Origin of the sequence: Streptomyces murinus (assembly GCF_002154555.1) — a bacterium.
In the GTDB taxonomy this organism is placed as follows: Bacteria; Actinomycetota; Actinomycetes; order Streptomycetales; family Streptomycetaceae; genus Streptomyces; species Streptomyces murinus.
In genome coordinates, this window is the sequence record NZ_MUNF01000480.1 from 1 (window position 1) to 17,563 (window position 17,563).

15 protein-coding genes and 1 pseudogene are annotated in these 17,563 nt (G+C 71.3%); 10 read left to right on the plus strand and 6 right to left on the minus strand.

Going from position 1 to position 17,563, the window contains the following annotated elements:
* From CCN72_RS27000 to serA, 3 genes and pseudogenes are all read left to right on the plus strand, one after another.
* A pseudogene (locus CCN72_RS27000) lies at window positions 1–332 on the plus strand (2-oxoacid:ferredoxin oxidoreductase subunit beta); the annotation flags it as partial.
* Window positions 333–364: 32 nt separating this feature from the next.
* A complete protein-coding gene (gene fdxA, locus CCN72_RS27005; RefSeq protein ID WP_086810390.1) occupies window positions 365–688 on the plus strand; it encodes a ferredoxin in 324 nt (107 codons plus the stop codon).
* An 80-nt stretch (window positions 689–768) separates the two neighbouring features.
* Window positions 769–2,355, plus strand: coding sequence for a phosphoglycerate dehydrogenase (gene serA, locus CCN72_RS27010; RefSeq protein ID WP_086810392.1), 1,587 nt, complete (start codon window positions 769–771; stop codon window positions 2,353–2,355).
* A 133-nt stretch (window positions 2,356–2,488) separates the two neighbouring features.
* Here the strand turns inward: serA and CCN72_RS27015 are convergent, their stop codons facing one another.
* Complete coding sequence (locus tag CCN72_RS27015; protein ID WP_085565876.1) at window positions 2,489–3,394, minus strand: LysR family transcriptional regulator; 906 nt, start codon at window positions 3,392–3,394, stop codon at window positions 2,489–2,491.
* Window positions 3,395–3,822: 428 nt separating this feature from the next.
* Between CCN72_RS27015 and CCN72_RS27020 the strand changes: the two genes are divergently transcribed.
* Window positions 3,823–4,734 (plus strand): cytochrome P450, encoded by a 912-nt coding sequence (locus CCN72_RS27020; protein ID WP_244174478.1) that lies wholly within the window; start codon window positions 3,823–3,825, stop codon window positions 4,732–4,734.
* Window positions 4,735–4,808: 74 nt separating this feature from the next.
* On the opposite strand, the gene CCN72_RS27025 is transcribed toward CCN72_RS27020, so the two are convergent.
* The 4 genes from CCN72_RS27025 to CCN72_RS27040 form a co-directional block, all read right to left on the minus strand.
* Window positions 4,809–5,636, minus strand: a complete 828-nt coding sequence (locus CCN72_RS27025) for a thioesterase family protein (protein ID WP_086810396.1) — start codon at window positions 5,634–5,636, stop codon at window positions 4,809–4,811.
* A 22-nt stretch (window positions 5,637–5,658) separates the two neighbouring features.
* Window positions 5,659–7,080, minus strand: a complete 1,422-nt coding sequence (locus CCN72_RS27030; protein WP_086810398.1) for an amidase — start codon at window positions 7,078–7,080, stop codon at window positions 5,659–5,661.
* Between the two features lie 347 nt (window positions 7,081–7,427).
* Window positions 7,428–9,278 carry an asparagine synthase (glutamine-hydrolyzing) gene (asnB, locus tag CCN72_RS27035; protein WP_086810400.1) on the minus strand — a complete coding sequence of 617 codons (1,851 nt, stop codon included), beginning with the start codon at window positions 9,276–9,278 and terminating at the stop codon, window positions 7,428–7,430.
* A 171-nt stretch (window positions 9,279–9,449) separates the two neighbouring features.
* Window positions 9,450–10,667 carry an MFS transporter gene (locus CCN72_RS27040; protein WP_051850774.1) on the minus strand — a complete coding sequence of 406 codons (1,218 nt, stop codon included), beginning with the start codon at window positions 10,665–10,667 and terminating at the stop codon, window positions 9,450–9,452.
* A gap of 365 nt (window positions 10,668–11,032) precedes the next feature.
* Here CCN72_RS27040 and CCN72_RS27045 point away from each other — a divergent pair, with 365 nt between their 5' ends.
* The 4 genes from CCN72_RS27045 to CCN72_RS27060 all read left to right on the plus strand — a co-directional run bounded on the left by CCN72_RS27045 (window position 11,033) and on the right by CCN72_RS27060 (window position 14,711).
* Window positions 11,033–11,281: a hypothetical protein gene (locus tag CCN72_RS27045; protein ID WP_086810402.1), complete on the plus strand. Its 249-nt coding sequence runs from the start codon at window positions 11,033–11,035 to the stop codon at window positions 11,279–11,281.
* Between the two features lie 111 nt (window positions 11,282–11,392).
* A complete protein-coding gene (locus tag CCN72_RS27050) occupies window positions 11,393–12,880 on the plus strand; it encodes an AlkA N-terminal domain-containing protein (RefSeq protein ID WP_086810403.1) in 1,488 nt (495 codons plus the stop codon).
* A gap of 12 nt (window positions 12,881–12,892) precedes the next feature.
* The gene (locus CCN72_RS27055; RefSeq protein ID WP_086810409.1) at window positions 12,893–13,381 is read left to right on the plus strand and encodes a methylated-DNA--[protein]-cysteine S-methyltransferase; all 489 of its coding nucleotides are present in this window, start codon (window positions 12,893–12,895) and stop codon (window positions 13,379–13,381) included.
* A 145-nt stretch (window positions 13,382–13,526) separates the two neighbouring features.
* A complete protein-coding gene (locus CCN72_RS27060) occupies window positions 13,527–14,711 on the plus strand; it encodes a cellulose-binding domain-containing protein (protein ID WP_086810405.1) in 1,185 nt (394 codons plus the stop codon).
* A 160-nt stretch (window positions 14,712–14,871) separates the two neighbouring features.
* On the opposite strand, the gene CCN72_RS39180 is transcribed toward CCN72_RS27060, so the two are convergent.
* On the minus strand, window positions 14,872–15,159 hold the full coding sequence (locus CCN72_RS39180) for a WCX domain-containing protein (protein ID WP_158101419.1): 288 nt from the start codon (window positions 15,157–15,159) through the stop codon (window positions 14,872–14,874).
* A 16-nt stretch (window positions 15,160–15,175) separates the two neighbouring features.
* On the opposite strand from CCN72_RS39180, the gene CCN72_RS27070 reads away from it, so the two are divergent.
* Together CCN72_RS27070 and CCN72_RS27075 are read left to right on the plus strand one after the other, a co-directional pair.
* Window positions 15,176–15,883 carry a glycosyltransferase family 2 protein gene (locus tag CCN72_RS27070; RefSeq protein WP_244174480.1) on the plus strand — a complete coding sequence of 236 codons (708 nt, stop codon included), beginning with the start codon at window positions 15,176–15,178 and terminating at the stop codon, window positions 15,881–15,883.
* 452 nt (window positions 15,884–16,335) lie between these two features.
* The coding region (locus CCN72_RS27075) for an AfsR/SARP family transcriptional regulator (protein ID WP_143664211.1) at window positions 16,336–17,563 on the plus strand (1,228 nt) is incomplete at its 3' end.

A 17,563-nucleotide genomic window follows, 5' to 3' on the forward strand; every position in this document is an offset into this window, starting at 1 on the left:
AGCCGATCCGCTTCGGGGCCGGGCTCGGCAAGGCGGTCGTCCGCGACCCGGCCACCGGCGACCTCGCGGTCGTCACCGACACCGACGAGAACGAGTCCCGCGTCCTCGTCCACGACGCCCACGCCGCCTCGCCCGCGACGGCCTTCGCCCTCTCCCGGCTCGCCGACCCCGACACCCTCCACCGGACCCCCATCGGCATCTTCCGGTCGGTGGCACGCCCCGTCTACGACACGCTGATGGCCGACCAGCTCGACGCGGCCCACGAACTGCACGGCAAGGGCGACCTGGGCGCGCTGCTCGCGGGCAACGACACCTGGACCGTGGCCGGCTGACCCCCGACCGAACGCTGACACCGGAGACACCCATGGCATACGTCATCGCTCAACCCTGCGTGGACATCAAGGACAAGGCATGTCTGGAGGAGTGCCCGGTCGACTGCATCTACGAGGGCCCGCGCAAGCTGTACATCCAGCCGGACGAGTGCGTGGACTGCGGGGCGTGCGAGCCGGTCTGCCCCGTCGAGGCGGTCTTCTACGAGGACGATCTGCCGGAGGAGCTCAGCGCCTTCCGCACGGCGGACCGGGAGGTCTTCGACGGCCTGGGCCTTCCCGGCGGTGCGCGCGGTCATGCCCCGCTCGCCGCCGACCACGCGGTGGTGGACGCCGTTCCCGCGCCGTCCACCACCTGAGCCGATCGCCGCCGGTACCGCTTCCGCCGTCCCCTTCGACCCTTCCGCCCCGCGCGCCTTTCACGGATCGAGTTCTCACCATGGCCAAGCCCGCAGTCCTCATAGCCGAAGAACTCTCGCCCGCCACGATCACCGCGCTCGGCCCGGACCTCGACGTCCGGCACTGCGACGGGACCGACCGGGCGGCGCTGCTGGCCGCCGTCGCCGACGCGGACGCCCTGCTGGTGCGCAGCGCCACCCGGGTGGACGCCCAGGTGATCGACGCCGCGCGCCGTCTCAGGGTGGTGGCACGGGCCGGCGTCGGCCTGGACAACATCGAGGTCCCGGCGGCCACCAAGGCCGGCGTCCTGGTCGTCAACGCCCCCCGGGCCAACGTGGTCAGCGCCGCCGAACTCGCCTGCGGACTGCTGCTGTCCACCGCCCGCACCATCCCGCAGGCCGATTTCTCGCTCAAGAGCGGCGCGTGGGACCGCCGGAAGTACACCGGTGTCGAACTGGCGGACAAGACCCTGGGCGTCATCGGGCTCGGCCGCATCGGCACCCTGGTGGCGCAGCGGATGTCCGCGTTCGGCATGCGGATCCTCGCCCACGACCCCTACGCCACGAAGGAGCGGTCCCTGCACGCGGGCGCACGTCTCGTCCCGCTCGACGAACTGCTCCGGCAGGCCGACTTCGTCACCGTGCACCTGCCCAGGACACCGGAGACGGCCGGCTTCATCGGCGAGCGCGAACTGGCCCTCGTCAAGAGCTCCGTGCGGATCGTCAACGCGTCGCGCGGCGGCATCGTGGACGAGGACGCGCTGGCCGCGGCGCTGAAGGACGGACGCGTCGCCGGAGCCGGGCTGGACGTGTTCGCGGTGGAGCCGTGCACCGCCTCCCCGCTGTTCGGACTGCACAACGTGGTGGTCACCCCGCATCTCGGTGCCTCGACCCACGAGGCGCAGGAGAGAGCAGGGACGGCCGTGGCCCACGCGGTGCGCCGGGTCCTTGAGGGGGAACTGGTGCCCGACGCGGTGAACGCCCCGGGCGGCCCCGTCGCGGACGAGGTGCGTCCCTACCTGGCGCTCGCCGACGACCTCGGCCGCCTCTTCACGGAACTCGCGGGACGCCGGACGGTCACGCAACTGGAGGTCGAGGTCCGCGGCGAGGTGACCCGCCATGACGTGACGGTCCTGCGGGCCGGCGTGCTCAAAGGGGTCCTCGCCCGGCTCACCCCCCTGCCGCTCTCGCTGGTGAACGCGGCGGAGCTCGCTCGCGAGACCGGTGTCTTCGTGCGCTTCGCGACCAGTTCCGAGAGCCCCGCCCAGTGCAGCGCCCTCGCGATCCGCGGCGTACTGCCCGATGGCACGTCCCTGGCCGTGGCCGGCGCGCTGTCCGGTCAAAAGCGCACCCACAAGCTCGTGGAGGTCGGGGAGCACGAGATCGATCTGGGCCTGACGGGCCGCATGCTCTTCCTCTGGTACACCGATGAACCCGGGGCCATCGGCAAGGCGGGACAGATCCTCGGTACCGCCGGCGTCAACATCGCCGATATGGCGGTCGCCCGGTCCGACGGCAGGGCGATGGCGGCCATGTCCGTCGACAGCGACGTCCCGGACTCCCTCGTGCACCGCCTCGTGGCCGCGCTCGACGAGGCGTCCGCGCGTTTTGTACGCCTGACGCCGTAGGGAACGCGCGCCGTCGCCGCTCCGCCGGAGTGCCCGTTCCACCCGTACTCCCCCGCTCCGCACCCGGAGCGGGGGAGTACGCGTGTCCCGGCGGACCGCGGCCGTCGCGCGGCGGCCGCGGTCCGGCACTTCGCTACCGGCGCGCCGCCGAGGCGTGGCAGAACGCGGTGAAGGCGGCGGCCCGGCCCGTCAGCCGGACACCCGCGGGCCGGGCCAGCACGACATCCAGCGGTCGTACGTCGTCCTGGATCCGGCGGATCACCAGGCCGCGCCCCTCGTAGCTGACGTCCGCGATGGGGCGCTGGATGAGCAGCGAGTAGCCGACACCCCGGGCGACGAGGCTCCGCACCATTTCGAAGCTCTCCGTGCGGTGCCGGATGCGGGGGGACACCCCGGCGGAGCTCAGCACCTCATTGAAGTAGCGCAGGCTGGGCGGGACATCGAGCGCGATCATGTCGTGGTCGGCGAGGTCGGCCAGCCGGATCTCCCCCTTCGCCGCCAGTGGATGAGCGGCCGGCAGCAGGACGTACGGCGTGGTCGGGTAGAGCGTGTCGTAGTCGATGCCGGCCTGTATGTCGACGCCGTAGAGAACGGCCACCTCGCATTCCCCTTCCAGCAGGCGCTGCTGGAGATCGGTGAGGGAGCCCTCCACGAAGTCCAGGGTCACCCGGGGGTGGCTGGCCTGGAACTCCTCCAGGACCCGGGGCAGCAGGAACGGGGCAATGGTGGTGAAGCAGCCGATCACCAGACGGCCCGACGGGGCGTGCCCCAAGTCCCGCATTCCCGCCTGAAGTTCGTCGGCCCGGGCCAGCAGGGCCCGGGCGTCCGGCAAAAGGCGCCGGCCGGCGTCGGTGAGCGTGAGCCCCTTCGCCTTGGAACGAAGGAGCAGCTGCACACCGATCTGGCGTTCCAGCTGGGCGATCGCGACCGACACCGCCCCTTGCGACACGAACAGTTGCCGCGCCGCTCCCGTCATGGTTCCGGCCTCGGCACAGGCCACGAAGGCGTGCAGCCGGCGCAGACTGATCCGTTCAGTCATTAGGGAATCCCATAACACGCTTCATGATTCTTCCGTTTTCAATTCGACGGTCATGGCGGAGACTTGTGGAACCAAGTCGAGGAGGTTGTGCAATGACGCCGATGGATGCGACTACGGGATGCCCGGTGCATCACGGTTTCGACCCGCTTGGCGACGAATACATAGCCGACCCGTATCCGATACATACCGCGGTGAGGGAGGAAGCTCCGGCGTTCTATGCGGCGGCCATCGATATGTGGGTGATAACCCGGTACGACGACATCGAGGCTGTTCTCAAGGACCCGGGAACGTTTTCCGCGGCGGTCGGACAGAAGCCGGTCTTCCCCATGTCGGCGGAGGCGCAGGATATTCTGAAGAAAGGGTTTCGCGCCTATCCGGTGATGTCGGACTGCGACCCGCCCCGGCACACCCGCATTCGAAAGCACAACATGACAGGCTTCTCACCGCGGCGGATCGCCGCGCTGGAGCCGAAAGTCTGGGCCAAGGCCACGGAACTCGTGGACGCCATCAAGCCCGGACAGGTGGACCTGGTGAGCGCGCTGACCTATCCGCTGCCCGCGTACATGATCTTCACGTTCATCGGATTCCCGGATGAGGACATGGACATGCTGAAGAGTTGGTGCGGCAACCGCATCGCGTTCAGCTGGGGCCGTCCGAGCGGCGACGAGCAGCGCGAGATCGCCACGAACATGACGCACTACTGGGAGTACTGCGAGAACTTCGTGGCCGAGCGGGCCGCGCGTCCGGTGGACGACTTCACCAGCGACCTGATCCGGATCCGCGAGGAGAACCCCGACGCGCTGTCGCTCGAAGACATCACCAACGTCGCCTACGGGCTCAGCTTCGCCGGCCATGAGACCACGACCAGCTTCACCGGCAACGCGATCCGCCAGCTGCTGGCCAACCCCGAGCAGTGGGCCGCGATCTGCTCCGACCGCGGACTCATCTCCAAGGCGGTCGAGGAGCTGCTGCGCTACGACAGCAGCATCCCCGCCTGGCGGCGTGTCACCACCCGGGCGGTGGACGTCGGCGGGGTCGAGATCCCCGCCGAGGCCAAGGTCCTCATCCTGCTCGGCGCGGCCAACCGGGACCCGAAGCACTTCGAGGACCCGGAGACCTTCGACATCCACCGGGGCGACTCCCGTCGCCACCTCGCCTTCGGCAAGGGCATCCACTACTGCATCGGGGCGCCGCTGGCGCGGATGGAAGCCCGGATCGCCCTCGATCTGCTGGCGCAGCGGGCGCCGGACATGCGGCTGACGCAGGACCAGGACTTCGACTTCCCCGCCAACGTCTCCTTCCGCGGCCCACGGAGCCTGCTCGTCGAATGGCCCGGCTGACCTCCCGGGTCCGGACGGCACCCGGCGGGGCGCGCGCCGCGCTCCGCCGTGGGGCGGCCTCCCGGCGCGGCCGGTCACGGCCGGTCGCGCCGTTCGGTGACCAGCAAGGTCTGCAACACCCGCCCGCAGCTCCCCAGTTCGTCGTCGAGCTGCCCGAGGGCCAGCCCCGAACCGCCGGGGCCGGCCTCGGTGTGCGAGCGCAGGCACAGCCATTCCCCGACGGGATCGCGGTGCAGGGCGAGGGTCACATCGGTGTTGATGACGAGATTCGTGTGGTGGTCCAGTTCGAAGCCGACGGCCCAGCTGCTGTCGGCCACCGTGAGCGCCCTGGTCAGCGGAGAGTCCGGGGCACCGGCCACCAGGGGGATCCGCTGGCGGGCCCAGGCGGTGCCAGGACCGAGCGAGTCGAAGCCCCGGCCGTCCTCGAACCGCCACTCCATCGCCGCGATGTAGCCGTCCAGATGGGCGTCCGCCATGGTGTGCGGCGGCTGCGGTCCTGGCAGGGCCGGGGCGGGCGGGACGGGCCCCAGCGAGGGCGTGTACGGCGGGCTGGCGACCAGCCTCCAGGCCCGGGCCAGCAGCACCGTCTCGCCGACCGCCGTGATCTCCCCTTCGAGGACCTCGACGCTGCCGCCGGACCTGACCGTGCGCACCGTGACCGTCAGGTCCCCGACCGGCACCGGCCGCAACAGCTCCACGGTCATACGGGCGATCCTCATGCCCGGCCGGGGGACGTGCCGCTCCATCGCGTGCCCCACCAGGGCCGAAGGGGGCCCGGCGTGCTGGGACTTCGCGCTCCACGGGCCCGCGGTGGCTGGGGTGCTCTCGTACCGGCCGCCCCCCAGCTCGTGGTAGAAGGCCTCGGGGAGTACCTCGGGGGACGGAACGAACTCAGGGTTCACGAGTAAGCCTCCGGGTGCTGCCTCAGGAGTCTGAGGAATCGTGGATGGCGACCGTCCGGGGCACGCCCGCGTCCGTGCGCTGTTCCTCGATGACTGTTCCCACCCGGAAGAGGACGGACTCCGAGAAGGGCGCGGCGATCAACTGGGCACCGATGGGGAGTCCTGCGGAGTCCCTGCCGACCGGCAGGGAGAGCGCGGGGAATCCGGTGATGTTGGCGGGGGAGGAGAGCCTGACGTAGGCGTCGGTGACCGTCTCGGTCACGCCGTCCGGCCAGCGCACGGTCTCCTGGCCGCGCCGTGCCGCCGTGATGGGGGAGGTGGGGGCGATCAGCACGTCGATGCTGCCGAAGAGCCGGATCCAGGCGTCGCTGATGAGGGACCGGGTGCGCTGGGCGCGCAGGTAGTCCAGGGCGGACACCTGGCTTCCCGCCTCCAGAAGCAGCCGGATGTCCGGGCCGTAGAGGTGGGGCGCCGCGCGCAGGGTCTCCTCGTGGACCGCCGACGCCTCGGGGGCCATCAGGCCCCACTGCGTGGCCTCCATGTGCTCGACCAGGGGCAGCTTCACGGGCGTCACCGCGGCCCCGAGCTTCCGCAGCAGCTCGACCGTTTCCCGGACGGCCGCCTCCACCTGCGGATCGACACGGTCGAAGTAATAGGTGTCGGGCACGCCGACGCGCAGCCCCCGCAGCCCCCGCGGGCCCGCCGGGTGTGCCGCGGGCGAGTGGGCCGGAGCGGTGGCGCTGGCGGGGTCGGACGGATCGTGGCCGGCCAGCGCGCTCAGGACGGTGGCGGTGTCCCGGACGGTCCTGGCGATGGGGCCGACGTGGTCCAGGGACCACGCCAGGGGCGCCACCCCGTGCCGGGAGACCAGACCGTACGTGGGCTTCAGGCCGACCATGCCGTTGAGCGCCGCCGGGATGCGGATCGAGCCTCCGGTGTCGGTACCCAGCGCGAACAGCGCCGACCCGGCCGCCACCGCGACCGCCGAACCGCCGCTCGACCCTCCGGCGATGGCATCCGCGTGCCAAGGATTGGCTGTCTGCGGAGTGAGCAGTCCGTAGGCGAACTCGTGGGTGTGGGTCTTGCCGATCAGGATCGCGCCGGCGGCCGTGAGCCGCGTGGCCACCGTGCTGTCCCCGTCGGGCATACGGTCCGCCCAGACGCGGGAACTGGCCGTGGTCGGGATCCCGGAGACATCGAACAGATCCTTGAGGCCGTACGGGATGCCGTGCAGCGGTCCGCGATGGAGACCGTCGCGGATCTCCTTCTCCGCCCGCCGCGCGTCCTGGCGTGCGCGGTCCGCCACGACCGTGACGTACGCGTGCAGCCGCTGCTCGACCGCCTCGCACCGGTCCAGCACGGAGTCGACGAGTTCGACGGGGGACAGGGTGCGTGCCGCGATGGCCGCCGCCGCGTGCTCGATGGTGAGTTCAAAGGGCTGCATCGAGGGGCCCCGGGGTGGTGGGAGCGGGACCGGCCGGGGCCCGGAAGACGGGAGCCGGGGCCACACCGCTCAGATCCAGGGCCCGTAACCGACCGATGAGACGGCCCAGGTGGGCGGCCAGTTCGGCCACTTCGCCGGGCCGGTCGTCCGGCGGCGGAGCCGATCGCGCGGACGGAGGGTACGGTCTCGCAGCGGCCATCGTGGAATGCCTTCCGGGTGATCGGAGCCGGATACCGCGTCGTTCGCTCACGTGAAGAGACCCGGTGGCCCCGACGGGGGATTCAGAGGCCACCGGGAGAGTAGGTGCCGTGCGGTCGGCGGACCGCACGGCTATGCGGAATCCGCGCTCACAGGTCGACCGTGACGCCGTAGGACTCCAGCCAGGCGTTGAGCCAGAGCGGAACCTCCAGGTCGATCCGGGTGATCTGGGTGCTGGCGGTGCTGATGCTGCCGTCGAGGCGGCCGCGGACCCGCTCCTTGTCGAGGAGCGGCAGGATGGGTGCGTCGCCGCCGCCGAGCACCTCCGCGAGCCGGTCGCGGAGCTTCTTCTCGTACCCGGAGTCCTGCGTGCTCGGGTACGGCGCCTTCACCCGCTGCACGATCGACTCGGGCAGCACGTCGCGGGTGGCCGCACGCAGCAGGCTCTTCTCCCGCCCGTCGAAGGTCTTCATGGCCCACGGGGCGTTGAACACGTACTCCACCAGCCGGTGGTCGCAGAACGGTACGCGGACCTCAAGACCGACCGCCATGCTCATACGGTCCTTGCGGTCGAGGAGGGTGTTGAGGAAGCGCGTCAGGTTGAGGTAACTGATCTCCCGCATCCGCTTCTCCAGGCCCGTCTCGCCCGGCAGGACCGGCACTTCGGCGATGGCGTCGCCGTAGCTCGACCGCCGGTAGCCGGGGATATCGAGCGTGCTCAGCAGCCCCCCGTCGAACAGCGGGGTCCCGTCGTAGAAGGGTCCCGGTGTCGTGGTCAGCCAGGGGAACGTCTCGGCCGTGAGGACCTCGGGGTCGTGGAACCAGCTGTACCCGCCGAAGAGTTCGTCGGCCGATTCACCGGACAGGGCCACGGTGGACCGCTCCCGTACCGCCTTGAAGAGAAGGTAGAGGGAGGGCCACAGGTCGCCGTACCACATGGGCGGCAGGTCGGTGGCGGCGAGGACCGCGGCCCGGACGTCGGGGTCGCTCAGGTTGTCGCTGTTGAGCAGGATCTCCTTGTGCTCCGCCGCCACGTGCTGGGCCAGGTCGCGGACGAACGGGGCGTCCGGGGTGCTCCGCAGCGGGTCCGGGACGAAGTTCTCCGCGGCGCCGACGAAGTCGACCGAGAACGACCGCACCGGTCCGGCGCCCTCGGCGGCCAGCGCCTTGGCCGCCAGCGCGGTGACGGCGGAGGAGTCCAGCCCGCCGGACAGCAGGCTGCACAGCGGTACGTCGGAGATGAGCTGCCGACTGACGGTGTCCTCGAGGAGCCCCCGGACCGTGTCGATGGTCGTCTCGAGGGAATCCGTGTGCTCTCGGGCCTCAAGTGCCCAGTAGCGGCGCTTGACGAGCCCCTGGCGGCGGACGCGGACCGTGTGTCCCGGCCGGATCTCGTGCATGCCGGTGAAGATGGCGTGCTCGGGGGTCTTCACCATGTCGAGCAGTTCGCGCAGGCCGTTCGTGTTCACCCGGCGCGGGATCTCCGGGTTGGCGAGGATGACCTTGGGCTCCGAGCCGAACAGGACGCCGTCCGCGGTGGGGAAGTAGTACAGCGGCTTGACGCCCATCCGGTCACGTACCAGGAGCAGTTCCTGGGTCCGGACGTCCCAGATGCCGAAGGCGAACATGCCGTTGAGCTTGTCGACGACGCCCTCGCCCCACTCCAGGTACCCCTGGAGGACCACCTCGGTGTCGCTCTCGGTGCGGAAGCGGTGTCCGCGGGAGATCAGATCCGCCCTCAGCTCGCGGTAGTTGTAGATCTCGCCGCTGAAGGTCAGCACCGCCAACGTACGCCCGTCCCGCTCGGCGGCCATCGGCTGACGCCCGCCCTCCAGGTCGATGACGGAGAGCCGGCGGTGCCCGATGGCGGCGTGCCGGTCGATCCACACCCCTTCGGCGTCAGGACCGCGGCACGCCATCGTCTGCGTCATGGCGTCGACGATGGCGCGCTCCTGGGTGAGGTCGCGCCCGTAATCTATCCAGCCCGCAATGCCGCACATAAGCGACGGTCTCCTTAGATAGGCGGTGGTGAGCACCTGGCTCATCGAGGTGGTCCGAGGAAGGGACGGGGAGGCGCCGCCCGCCCGGCCGCCGGGGCGGGGCGACCGGACGAGCGGTTGAACGCTGTGGGGCGGATGCCGGGCAGGCCGGCCGGACTCGGCGCGGTGCGGCTACGAGGCCTTGGGCCAGGTGTACTTCCCTGCCCGGTGGGCCCAGGCCACGAGCACCATCAGGACGGCGGCCAGGCCGCCCAGCGTCATGACGGTCGAGGGTGAGGAGCGGTCCAGGACAGCCCCTCCGACCAGGGCTCCGATGGAGATGGTGGCCTGGAAGGAGGCGGTGAACAGGACGGAGGACGCCTCGGGGGAGTCGGGCGCGGCCTTGGAGAACCAGGTCTGGGAGCAGACCGGCACGGCTCCGTAGGCGGCGCCCCAGACGATCAGCAGGGCCACCGCTCCGGCGTCCGACGTGCCGAGGACGGGCAGGAGCAGGGTCGCGGCGGCGATCAGCGCGGCGGCCGCGGCGAAGGTGGCCCGCGGATAGCGCCCCACCGTGGATCCGCCGAAGAAGTTGCCGGCGATGCCGGCCGCTCCGTAGATGAGCAGGTAGACCGTGATGAGCCCCGAGCCCGCGTGGGTCACCTGCTCCAGGAACGGTGTGACGTAGGTGTACGTGCCGAAGTGGGCGAGCACGACGAGGAAGGTCATGACCAGGGCGAAGCGGGTGTTGACACTGCGGAGCATGCCGCCGAGGACGTCGAGGCGGGTCGCCTGGTCGGCGGGGAGCGGCGGGACCACCACCAGCAGCAGGGCGAGGACGGCCAGCGTGAAGCCGCCCATGGCGAGGAAGGCGATCCGCCAGCCCGCGACATCACCGATGAACGTGCCCAGCGGTACCCCGAGCACCGAGCCGAGCGGCACCGCGGAGAAGATCACCGAGGTCGCGCGGCCCACGGACTTGGCGGGCACCAGCTGCCCGGCCAGGCCGGCCCCGATGGACCAGAAGCCGCCGATGGTAACCCCCACCATGACGCGGGAGACGAGGACCAGCCAATAGTTCGGCGCGACGGCGGCGAGGAAATTGGCCAGCGCCAACAGGAGGATGAACACACCCAGCATGACCCGTCGGTCGATCCGCCCCGTGGTCACCGTGACCAGCGGGGCCGAAATCGCGGCCAGGAACCCGGGCATGGTCATCATGAGACCAGCCATTCCGTCCGAGATGGTGAAGCTCGATCCGATCGAGGTGAGCAGGCCGATCGGCAGGATTTCGGTGGTGACGATGGCGAAGATCCCCAGCATCACGGAAATGACGGCCAGCCAGGAAATCAAGGGCGAGCGGCCTGATGGTGCGGGGGATTGGACAGAAGGGGTGGTTGTTGTGGACATGAATTCCGTCCTGAGTTGGGCTGCACATGCGGAGTGTGTCCACCAGTCCAGCAGGAACAGGCGTCATCCTCTGGCAGGTTCTCGACATCAACAACAGCCCCGCCGTCACCCGGACGTGGCAGAGACCCGTCCGTGCTGGCGCCCGATGCCGCGTACCCGCAGTTCAGATGGGGTGCCCTGGAGGCTGTGGAGCGCCGTGGAGCCTCTTCGGTCCGCGACGACTTAGCCGAGTCGCACATCTGTCCGCACCAGAGAGAGGCTTCCCCGTATCTGGATGGTTGACGTCGCAAATCCGCTAGACAGCGGCCTCTCCCGCTGTTTCTCTGGGTGCCCCGGTGAGACCCGCTACTGAATGGGGAAGAAGAATGTTCGAGTCCGATGAGGCGGTACGCAGGAAAGTGCGGGAGCGGGCTGCGGGGCTCAGCCGCGAGGAAGTCGAGGCGCGGAAAGAAGAGGCACGGCGCGCGTGTGAGAAAAGCGTGCCGGCTTACTGCGTCGAGCTGTCCATGCAACGGGAATGGCTGGAGCAGAATGTCCTTGAATGGCAGCGCGTCCTCGACGAGATGACCGCACGGGAGCTGAGCGTCTACCGTCCGGTGGACGAGAAGGTGTGACAAGGCGTCATCGCCAGGCGTCCTGGGCCGTGCCGGCCGCGCTGTCCGGGGGCCCACGCTCATGTCGGATTTCCGCCAGCGTGCTGCTTCGGTCCTGGTCATCCTGGAGGCATGGAGACAGTGACGCGGTTCGACCGGGAGCATTGTGTGCGTGCCGTGCAGTCGAAGGACGCGCGGTTCGACGGGTGGTTCTACACGGCCGTGCTGACCACCCGGATCTACTGCCGGCCCAGTTGTCCTGTGGTTCCGCCCAAGCCTGCGAACATGACGTTCTACCCGAGTGCGGCCGCCTGTCAGCAGGCCGGGTTCCGCGCCTGCAAGCGCTGCCGTCCGGACACGAGTCCTGGTTCCCCGGAGTGGAATCAGCGCGCTGATCTGGTGGCCCGTGCGATGCGGTTGATCACGGACGGGGTCGTGGACCGTGAGGGTGTGCCGGGCCTGGCCGCCCGGCTCGGTTACAGCACCCGTCAGGTGGAGCGGCAGCTGCTCGCGGAGCTGGGCGCGGGACCGTTGGCGCTGGCCCGTGCTCAGCGCTCCCAGACGGCGCGGCTGCTCATCGAGACCACCGCGCTGCCGATGGCGGAGATCGCCTTCGCGGCCGGTTTCTCCTCCATCCGCGCTTTCAACGACACCGTCCGTGAGGTCTTCGCGCTGTCCCCGAGCGAGCTGCGCCGGCGGGTGCCGGCCGGGCGGGCGGCGGGCGAGACCACGCCGGGCACGCTGTCGCTGCGGCTGCCGTTCCGTGCCCCGCTCAACCCGGACAACCTCTTCGGCCACCTCGCCGCCACCGCCGTACCCGGCGTCGAGGAGTGGCGCGAGGGCGCGTACCGCCGCACGCTGCGGCTGCCGTACGGGCACGGGATCGCCGCCCTCGCCCCGCGCCCGGACCACATCGCCTGCCGCCTCACCCTCAGCGACCTGCGCGACCTCGCGGTGGCGATCAGCCGCTGCCGCCGGATGCTCGACCTGGACGCCGACCCGGTCGCGGTCGACGACCGCCTGCGCACCGACCCGCTGCTCGCCCCCCTGGTCGACAAGGCACCGGGGCGCCGGGTGCCCCGCACGGTGGACGAGGCCGAGTTCGCGGTACGGGCCGTACTCGGCCAGCAGGTCTCCACGGCCGCCGCCCGCACCCACGCCGCCCGCCTGGTCACCGCACACGGCACACCCGTGGACGACCCCGAGGGCGGCCTCACCCACCTCTTCCCCACGCCCCGGGCACTGGCCGCCCTCGACCCCGAGACCCTGGCCATGCCCCGCACCCGCCGCGCCACCTTCACCACCCTGGTGGGTCAACTCGCCGACGGCACCCTCCACCTGGGAGTGGAGTCCGACTGGGCCGAGGCCCGCGCCCGGCTGCTCGCGCTGCCGGGGTTCGGGCCCTGGACGGTCGATGTCATCGCCATGCGTGCCTTCGGTGATCCGGACGCGTTCCTGCCGACCGACCTCGGTATCCGCCGTGCGGCCGGTGAGCTGGGGCTGCCGTCGACGCCCGCGGCGCTGATCGCGCGTGCGGAGGCGTGGCGTCCGTGGCGGGCGTACGCGGTGCAGTATCTGTGGGCGACCGACAGCCACCCGATCAACTTCCTTCCCGTGTAAGTGGGTTCCACGATGATCTGCCACACCGAGACCGACAGCCCGTACGGTCTGCTCACCCTGGTCGCCGCCGACGGCGCCCTGTGCGGCCTCTACATGACCGCTCAGCGGCACCGTCCGCCCCAGGAGGACTTCGGCCCCCGCGACGACTCCCTGCCCTGTTTCGATGCCGCCCGGGAGCAGCTGGAGGCGTACTACGCGGGCGAGCTGCGCGAGTTCACCCTCGAACTCAACCTGCGCGGGACCCCGTTCCAGCGCACTGTCTGGGACCAGCTGGTCCGCATCCCCTACGGCGAGACCCGCAGCTACGGCCAGCTCGCCGACGCCCTCGGCAAACCCAGCGCCTCCCGCGCGGTCGGTCTCGCCAACGGCCGCAACCCGATCGGCATCATCGTGCCCTGCCACCGCGTCGTCGGCAGTGACGGCAGCCTCACGGGTTACGGCGGCGGCCTGGACCGCAAGCGCCGCCTGCTGGACTTCGAACGCGGCACGGCCCTGTTCTGAGTCAGCCGGCCACCGAGTCCCCGGCCGCGGCCGGGGACTCGTACGTCCAACGCATTGACAGCCTCCGGTCGGAGTCGCTCTCATGTGTGGGAGCGCTCCCATAGTTGGGAACGGCACCCTCCCACCCACTGGCTCGGAGGTAGACATGCGCACTCTTGTTCCGCGATTACGGCACCGCCCCTGGGTATCGGCGGTGCTGGCGGGGTTCTCGGCCGTCGGGCTGCTGCTGGCCGCCCTCGTCGCGGCGCCGGTCAGCAGCGCCGCGGCGGACTCGGGTTGCCGGGTCGACTACGCCGTCAATCAGTGGTCCGGTGGATACACCGCCGCGATCAAGGTCACCAACCTCGGTCCCGCCGTCACGAGTTGGCGGCTGACCTGGACGTACGGCGGCGATCAGCAGGTGACGTCGGCCTGGAACGCCGACGCCTCGCAGAGCGGGAAGGCGGTCACCGTCACGGACGCCGGGTGGAACGGCGCCCTGGCGACGGGGGGTTCCGCGGACTTCGGGGTCCAGGGGACGTACCAGACGGCGAACCCCACGCCGGGCGACTTCGCGGTGAACGGGGTGGCCTGCGGCGGGGCCACGGCGCCGACCGATCCGGGGACGCCGACCACGACCCCGCCGACCACCCCGCCGCCGAGCAGTGGCTGCGGTGGCGCCGTGATCTGCACCGGGTTCGAGGACCAGGGCGGGACCACGCCCTCCGGCGCCTGGCAGTTCACGGCGCCCGACTGCCAGGGCACCGGCACGGTCACGGTCGACACCTCCGTCGCGCACAGCGGCGGCAAGTCGATCCGGGTGGACGGCAAGGCCGGGTACTGCAACCACGCCTTCGTCGCCACCACGGCGGACCTGTCGTCGGTGGGGCCCGTGTACCTCCGTATGTGGGTACGGCACACCACCGCCCTCCCCGCCGGGCACGTCGCCTTCGTCTCCGTGCCCGACAGCTCCCAGGGCGGCAAGGCGCTGCGCATCGGCGGCCAGAACGGCGCCCTCCAGTGGAACCGCGAGCTCGACGACGCCACCCTGCCCGCGCAGAGCCCGGCCGGTGTGGCGCAGAGCGCGCCGCTGCCCACCGGCAGCTGGCAGTGCCTGCGCTTCATGGTCGACACGTCGAACGGCCACCTGGACACCTGGCTCGGCGACCAGCAGATTCCCGGTCTGCACCAGGACGGTGTCCCCACCGCGGACATCGACCAGCAGTGGCTGTCCCGCACCACCGCACCGCGCCCCACCGGCCTGCGACTCGGCTGGGAGAGCTACGGCGGCGGTGACGACACCCTGTGGTTCGACGACGTGGCGGTCGGCTCCGCGCCGATCGGCTGCTGAGGGGGCGACGGCCCGGGCGTCGTACACGCCGGTGCCGCAACCGTGCCGTCCGCCGTGTTCCGATCGGGACGCGGCGGACGGCACGGCGCCGCCGCGTGATCCCGTAACGGGTCCGGCTGCTGAGGGCCCTCAAGGAGGGCGAGGCCCCCGGCAGCGCGTCTCATCGTCCGCGCACGGGCCCCATGTCCCGCCCGCCCGATGCCGCGCTGGACGCGAGTCTGTCGGACAACCGGGCGAGAGCCTCACGGGGTTCGGCCGGGTGGTGCACGGTGAGCGGGCAGCCGAGCCCCGCCAGATAGCCGGCCATGGTGTCGAACCGCTCGGCGCGCGTCTCCAGCAGCACTCCCCCGGCGGTCTGGACGAGGGTCGCCGCGGCCGGCGGGATTCGGCGCGCCGCCTGCTCCAGGGTGGTGTGCAGGAGCACCCGGACCCGGTGCCGGCCCGCCACCTCGCCGAGGGCTGCGGTGAGCTGCGCGGCGGGGTCGTACCCGGGTGGCCGCAATGTCGCCCTCGCCCGGCTGCGGGAGTTCGGGGACGTCGACGTCGTCGTGGAACTGGACGACGACGGGCTGCTCGTCGACGCCGATGTGCTGCGCCGGGTACGGGACCTGTACGCCGCCGAACCGCGCCTCGGCATCGTCGGCTTCCGCATCGCCGACGAACACGGCGAGACCCAGCAGCGGCACGTGCCCAGGATCGGCGGCTCCGACCCGCTGCGCGGCGGCTACGTCACCGGATTCCTGGGCGGCGGCCACGCCCTGAGCACGGCCATGCTGGCCGAGACCGGGGACTGGCCCGCCGAGTTCTTCTTCGCGCACGAGGAGACCGACCTCGCCTGGCGCGCCGCCGACGCCGGCTGGAAGATCCGCTACTGCCCCGAACTGCTGCTCCAGCACCCCAAGACCTCCCCGGCCCGGCGCGCCATCTACTACCGCGTCAACGCCCGCAACCGGGTCTGGCTCGTACGGCGCCGGCTGCCGCTGCCGCTCACCCCGGTCCACCTCGGGGTCTGGACCCTGCTCACCCTCGCCCGCACCCGTTCCGCGGCCGGACTCAAGGCATGGTTCGGCGGGTTCCTGGAGGGGGTCCGGGAACCGGCGGGGGAGCGCCGGCCGATGCGCTGGCGGACGGTGTGGCGGCTGACCGGGCTGGGCCGCCCGCCCGTGATCTGAGCACTCGGGGCAGGGGGAGGCGGGACGGGGTCCCGGTCGTTCACCTCCGCCGACCGGGACCACCCACGTCCCCGGATCCGACCTGCGGCGACACTCCCCCGAGTTACGCGACTGACGCGCGCGCCGTCGGGCCGGTTCCGATGGAATGATCACATCAAGTCTCACCAACGGATCGCTAACATGTGGCCGAGGGAACGTCGGTGCGTGACAGGTCGGATGACCGGAACTCGTCCGGCGGCAGCGGCGGCAGGCCGGTGAGCGGACCGGCGGCCGGATGTCCGGACGGCCACTGACCAGGGCCGATCGCCCCGCGGACGGCGACAGGGGACCGCCCGCGGAAGGTGGCGGGAAATCGTCGCCTGCGGGATGGATTCCCGCCAGGAGTACGGCGGGCACGCGCCCGCCGCGGAGCACGGTCGGCCCCGACCGGCGCGGGAAGGCAGTGAAGCGGCGTGAAAGGGCGGCGCGAGCTGCGGTTCGGACTGCTGGGTCCGCTGGTCCTCTACGACCGCCCGTCGTACGACGACCCGCTGTACGAAGGCCCGTTGTACGACACCCCGGGCGGGACACGGTCGTACGAGACGCCGTACGACGCGGTGCACGCCACCCCCGGCCATACGGCCCCTGGCCATGTAACGTTCGGCCACGCGGCCCTCGACCATGCCGTCCCCGGCGAGGGCGCACCCGACACCGCCGTCCGCGCCATCGGCAGCCCCAAGGTGCGCGCCCTCCTCGCCGCGCTGCTGCTGGAGCCCGGCCGGGTCGTGTCGGTGGAGTCGCTGAAGGACGCGCTGTGGGGCGGGGCGCCGCCGGCCTCCGCGCAGGCGTCCCTGCACAACCATGTCACCCGGCTGCGCCGGCTCCTGGACGACCCCGAACGGCTCAGATCCGTGCCGCCGGGCTATCTGCTCCGCGTCGACCAGGGCGAGCTGGACGTGGACGTGTTCGACGCGCTGGTCACCGACGCCCGCGCCGCGCACGCCCGGCAGGACTGGCCGGGCGTCGTACGGTCCTGCACGAAGGCGCTCGCGCTGTGGCGCGGCACCCCGCTCAGCGGACTGCCCGACCTCGGCGGCCACACCCTGGTGCCGCGTCTGGAGGAGGCGCGGCTGATCCTGCTGAAGTGGCGGTACGACGCCGAACTCGCCCTCGGTGGAACGCGGTTGACGGCCCTCGTCCCCGAGCTGTCGGCCCTCGTCGCCGAGCATCCGTTCCGCGAGGCGTACCACCGTCAGCTGATGCTCGCCCTGCACCGCACCGGCCGCCAGGCCGAGGCCCTCGCCGTCCACCGCGATCTGCGCGCCCGCCTGATCGAGGAACTGGGCGTCGAACCCGGCCCCGCCATGCGCGAGGCCCATGTGGAGGTGCTGCGGGGGAGCGACGGGAGTGACGGGAGCGACGCGTGGCTCCCGGAGGACGAGGAGGAGGACGAGGAGGAGGACGAGGGCGCGAGGGAGGGCGGGGGCGGCGGTGAGTCCCGTCGCCCGACCGAGGCTGCCCGCCCGGCGGGGGAGCGGAATCAGACGGAACACTCGCCCGCACGGGGAGGCGACGCCGATCTGAAGCCGGTCACTTCCGTGGGTCCGCGTGCGGACGAGCGTGAAGGTGAGGATGGCGGCGAGCACAAAGGCGTCCGCGACGACAGGCGGGGCGGCGAACGCGAGGGCGAGCCCGACGGCG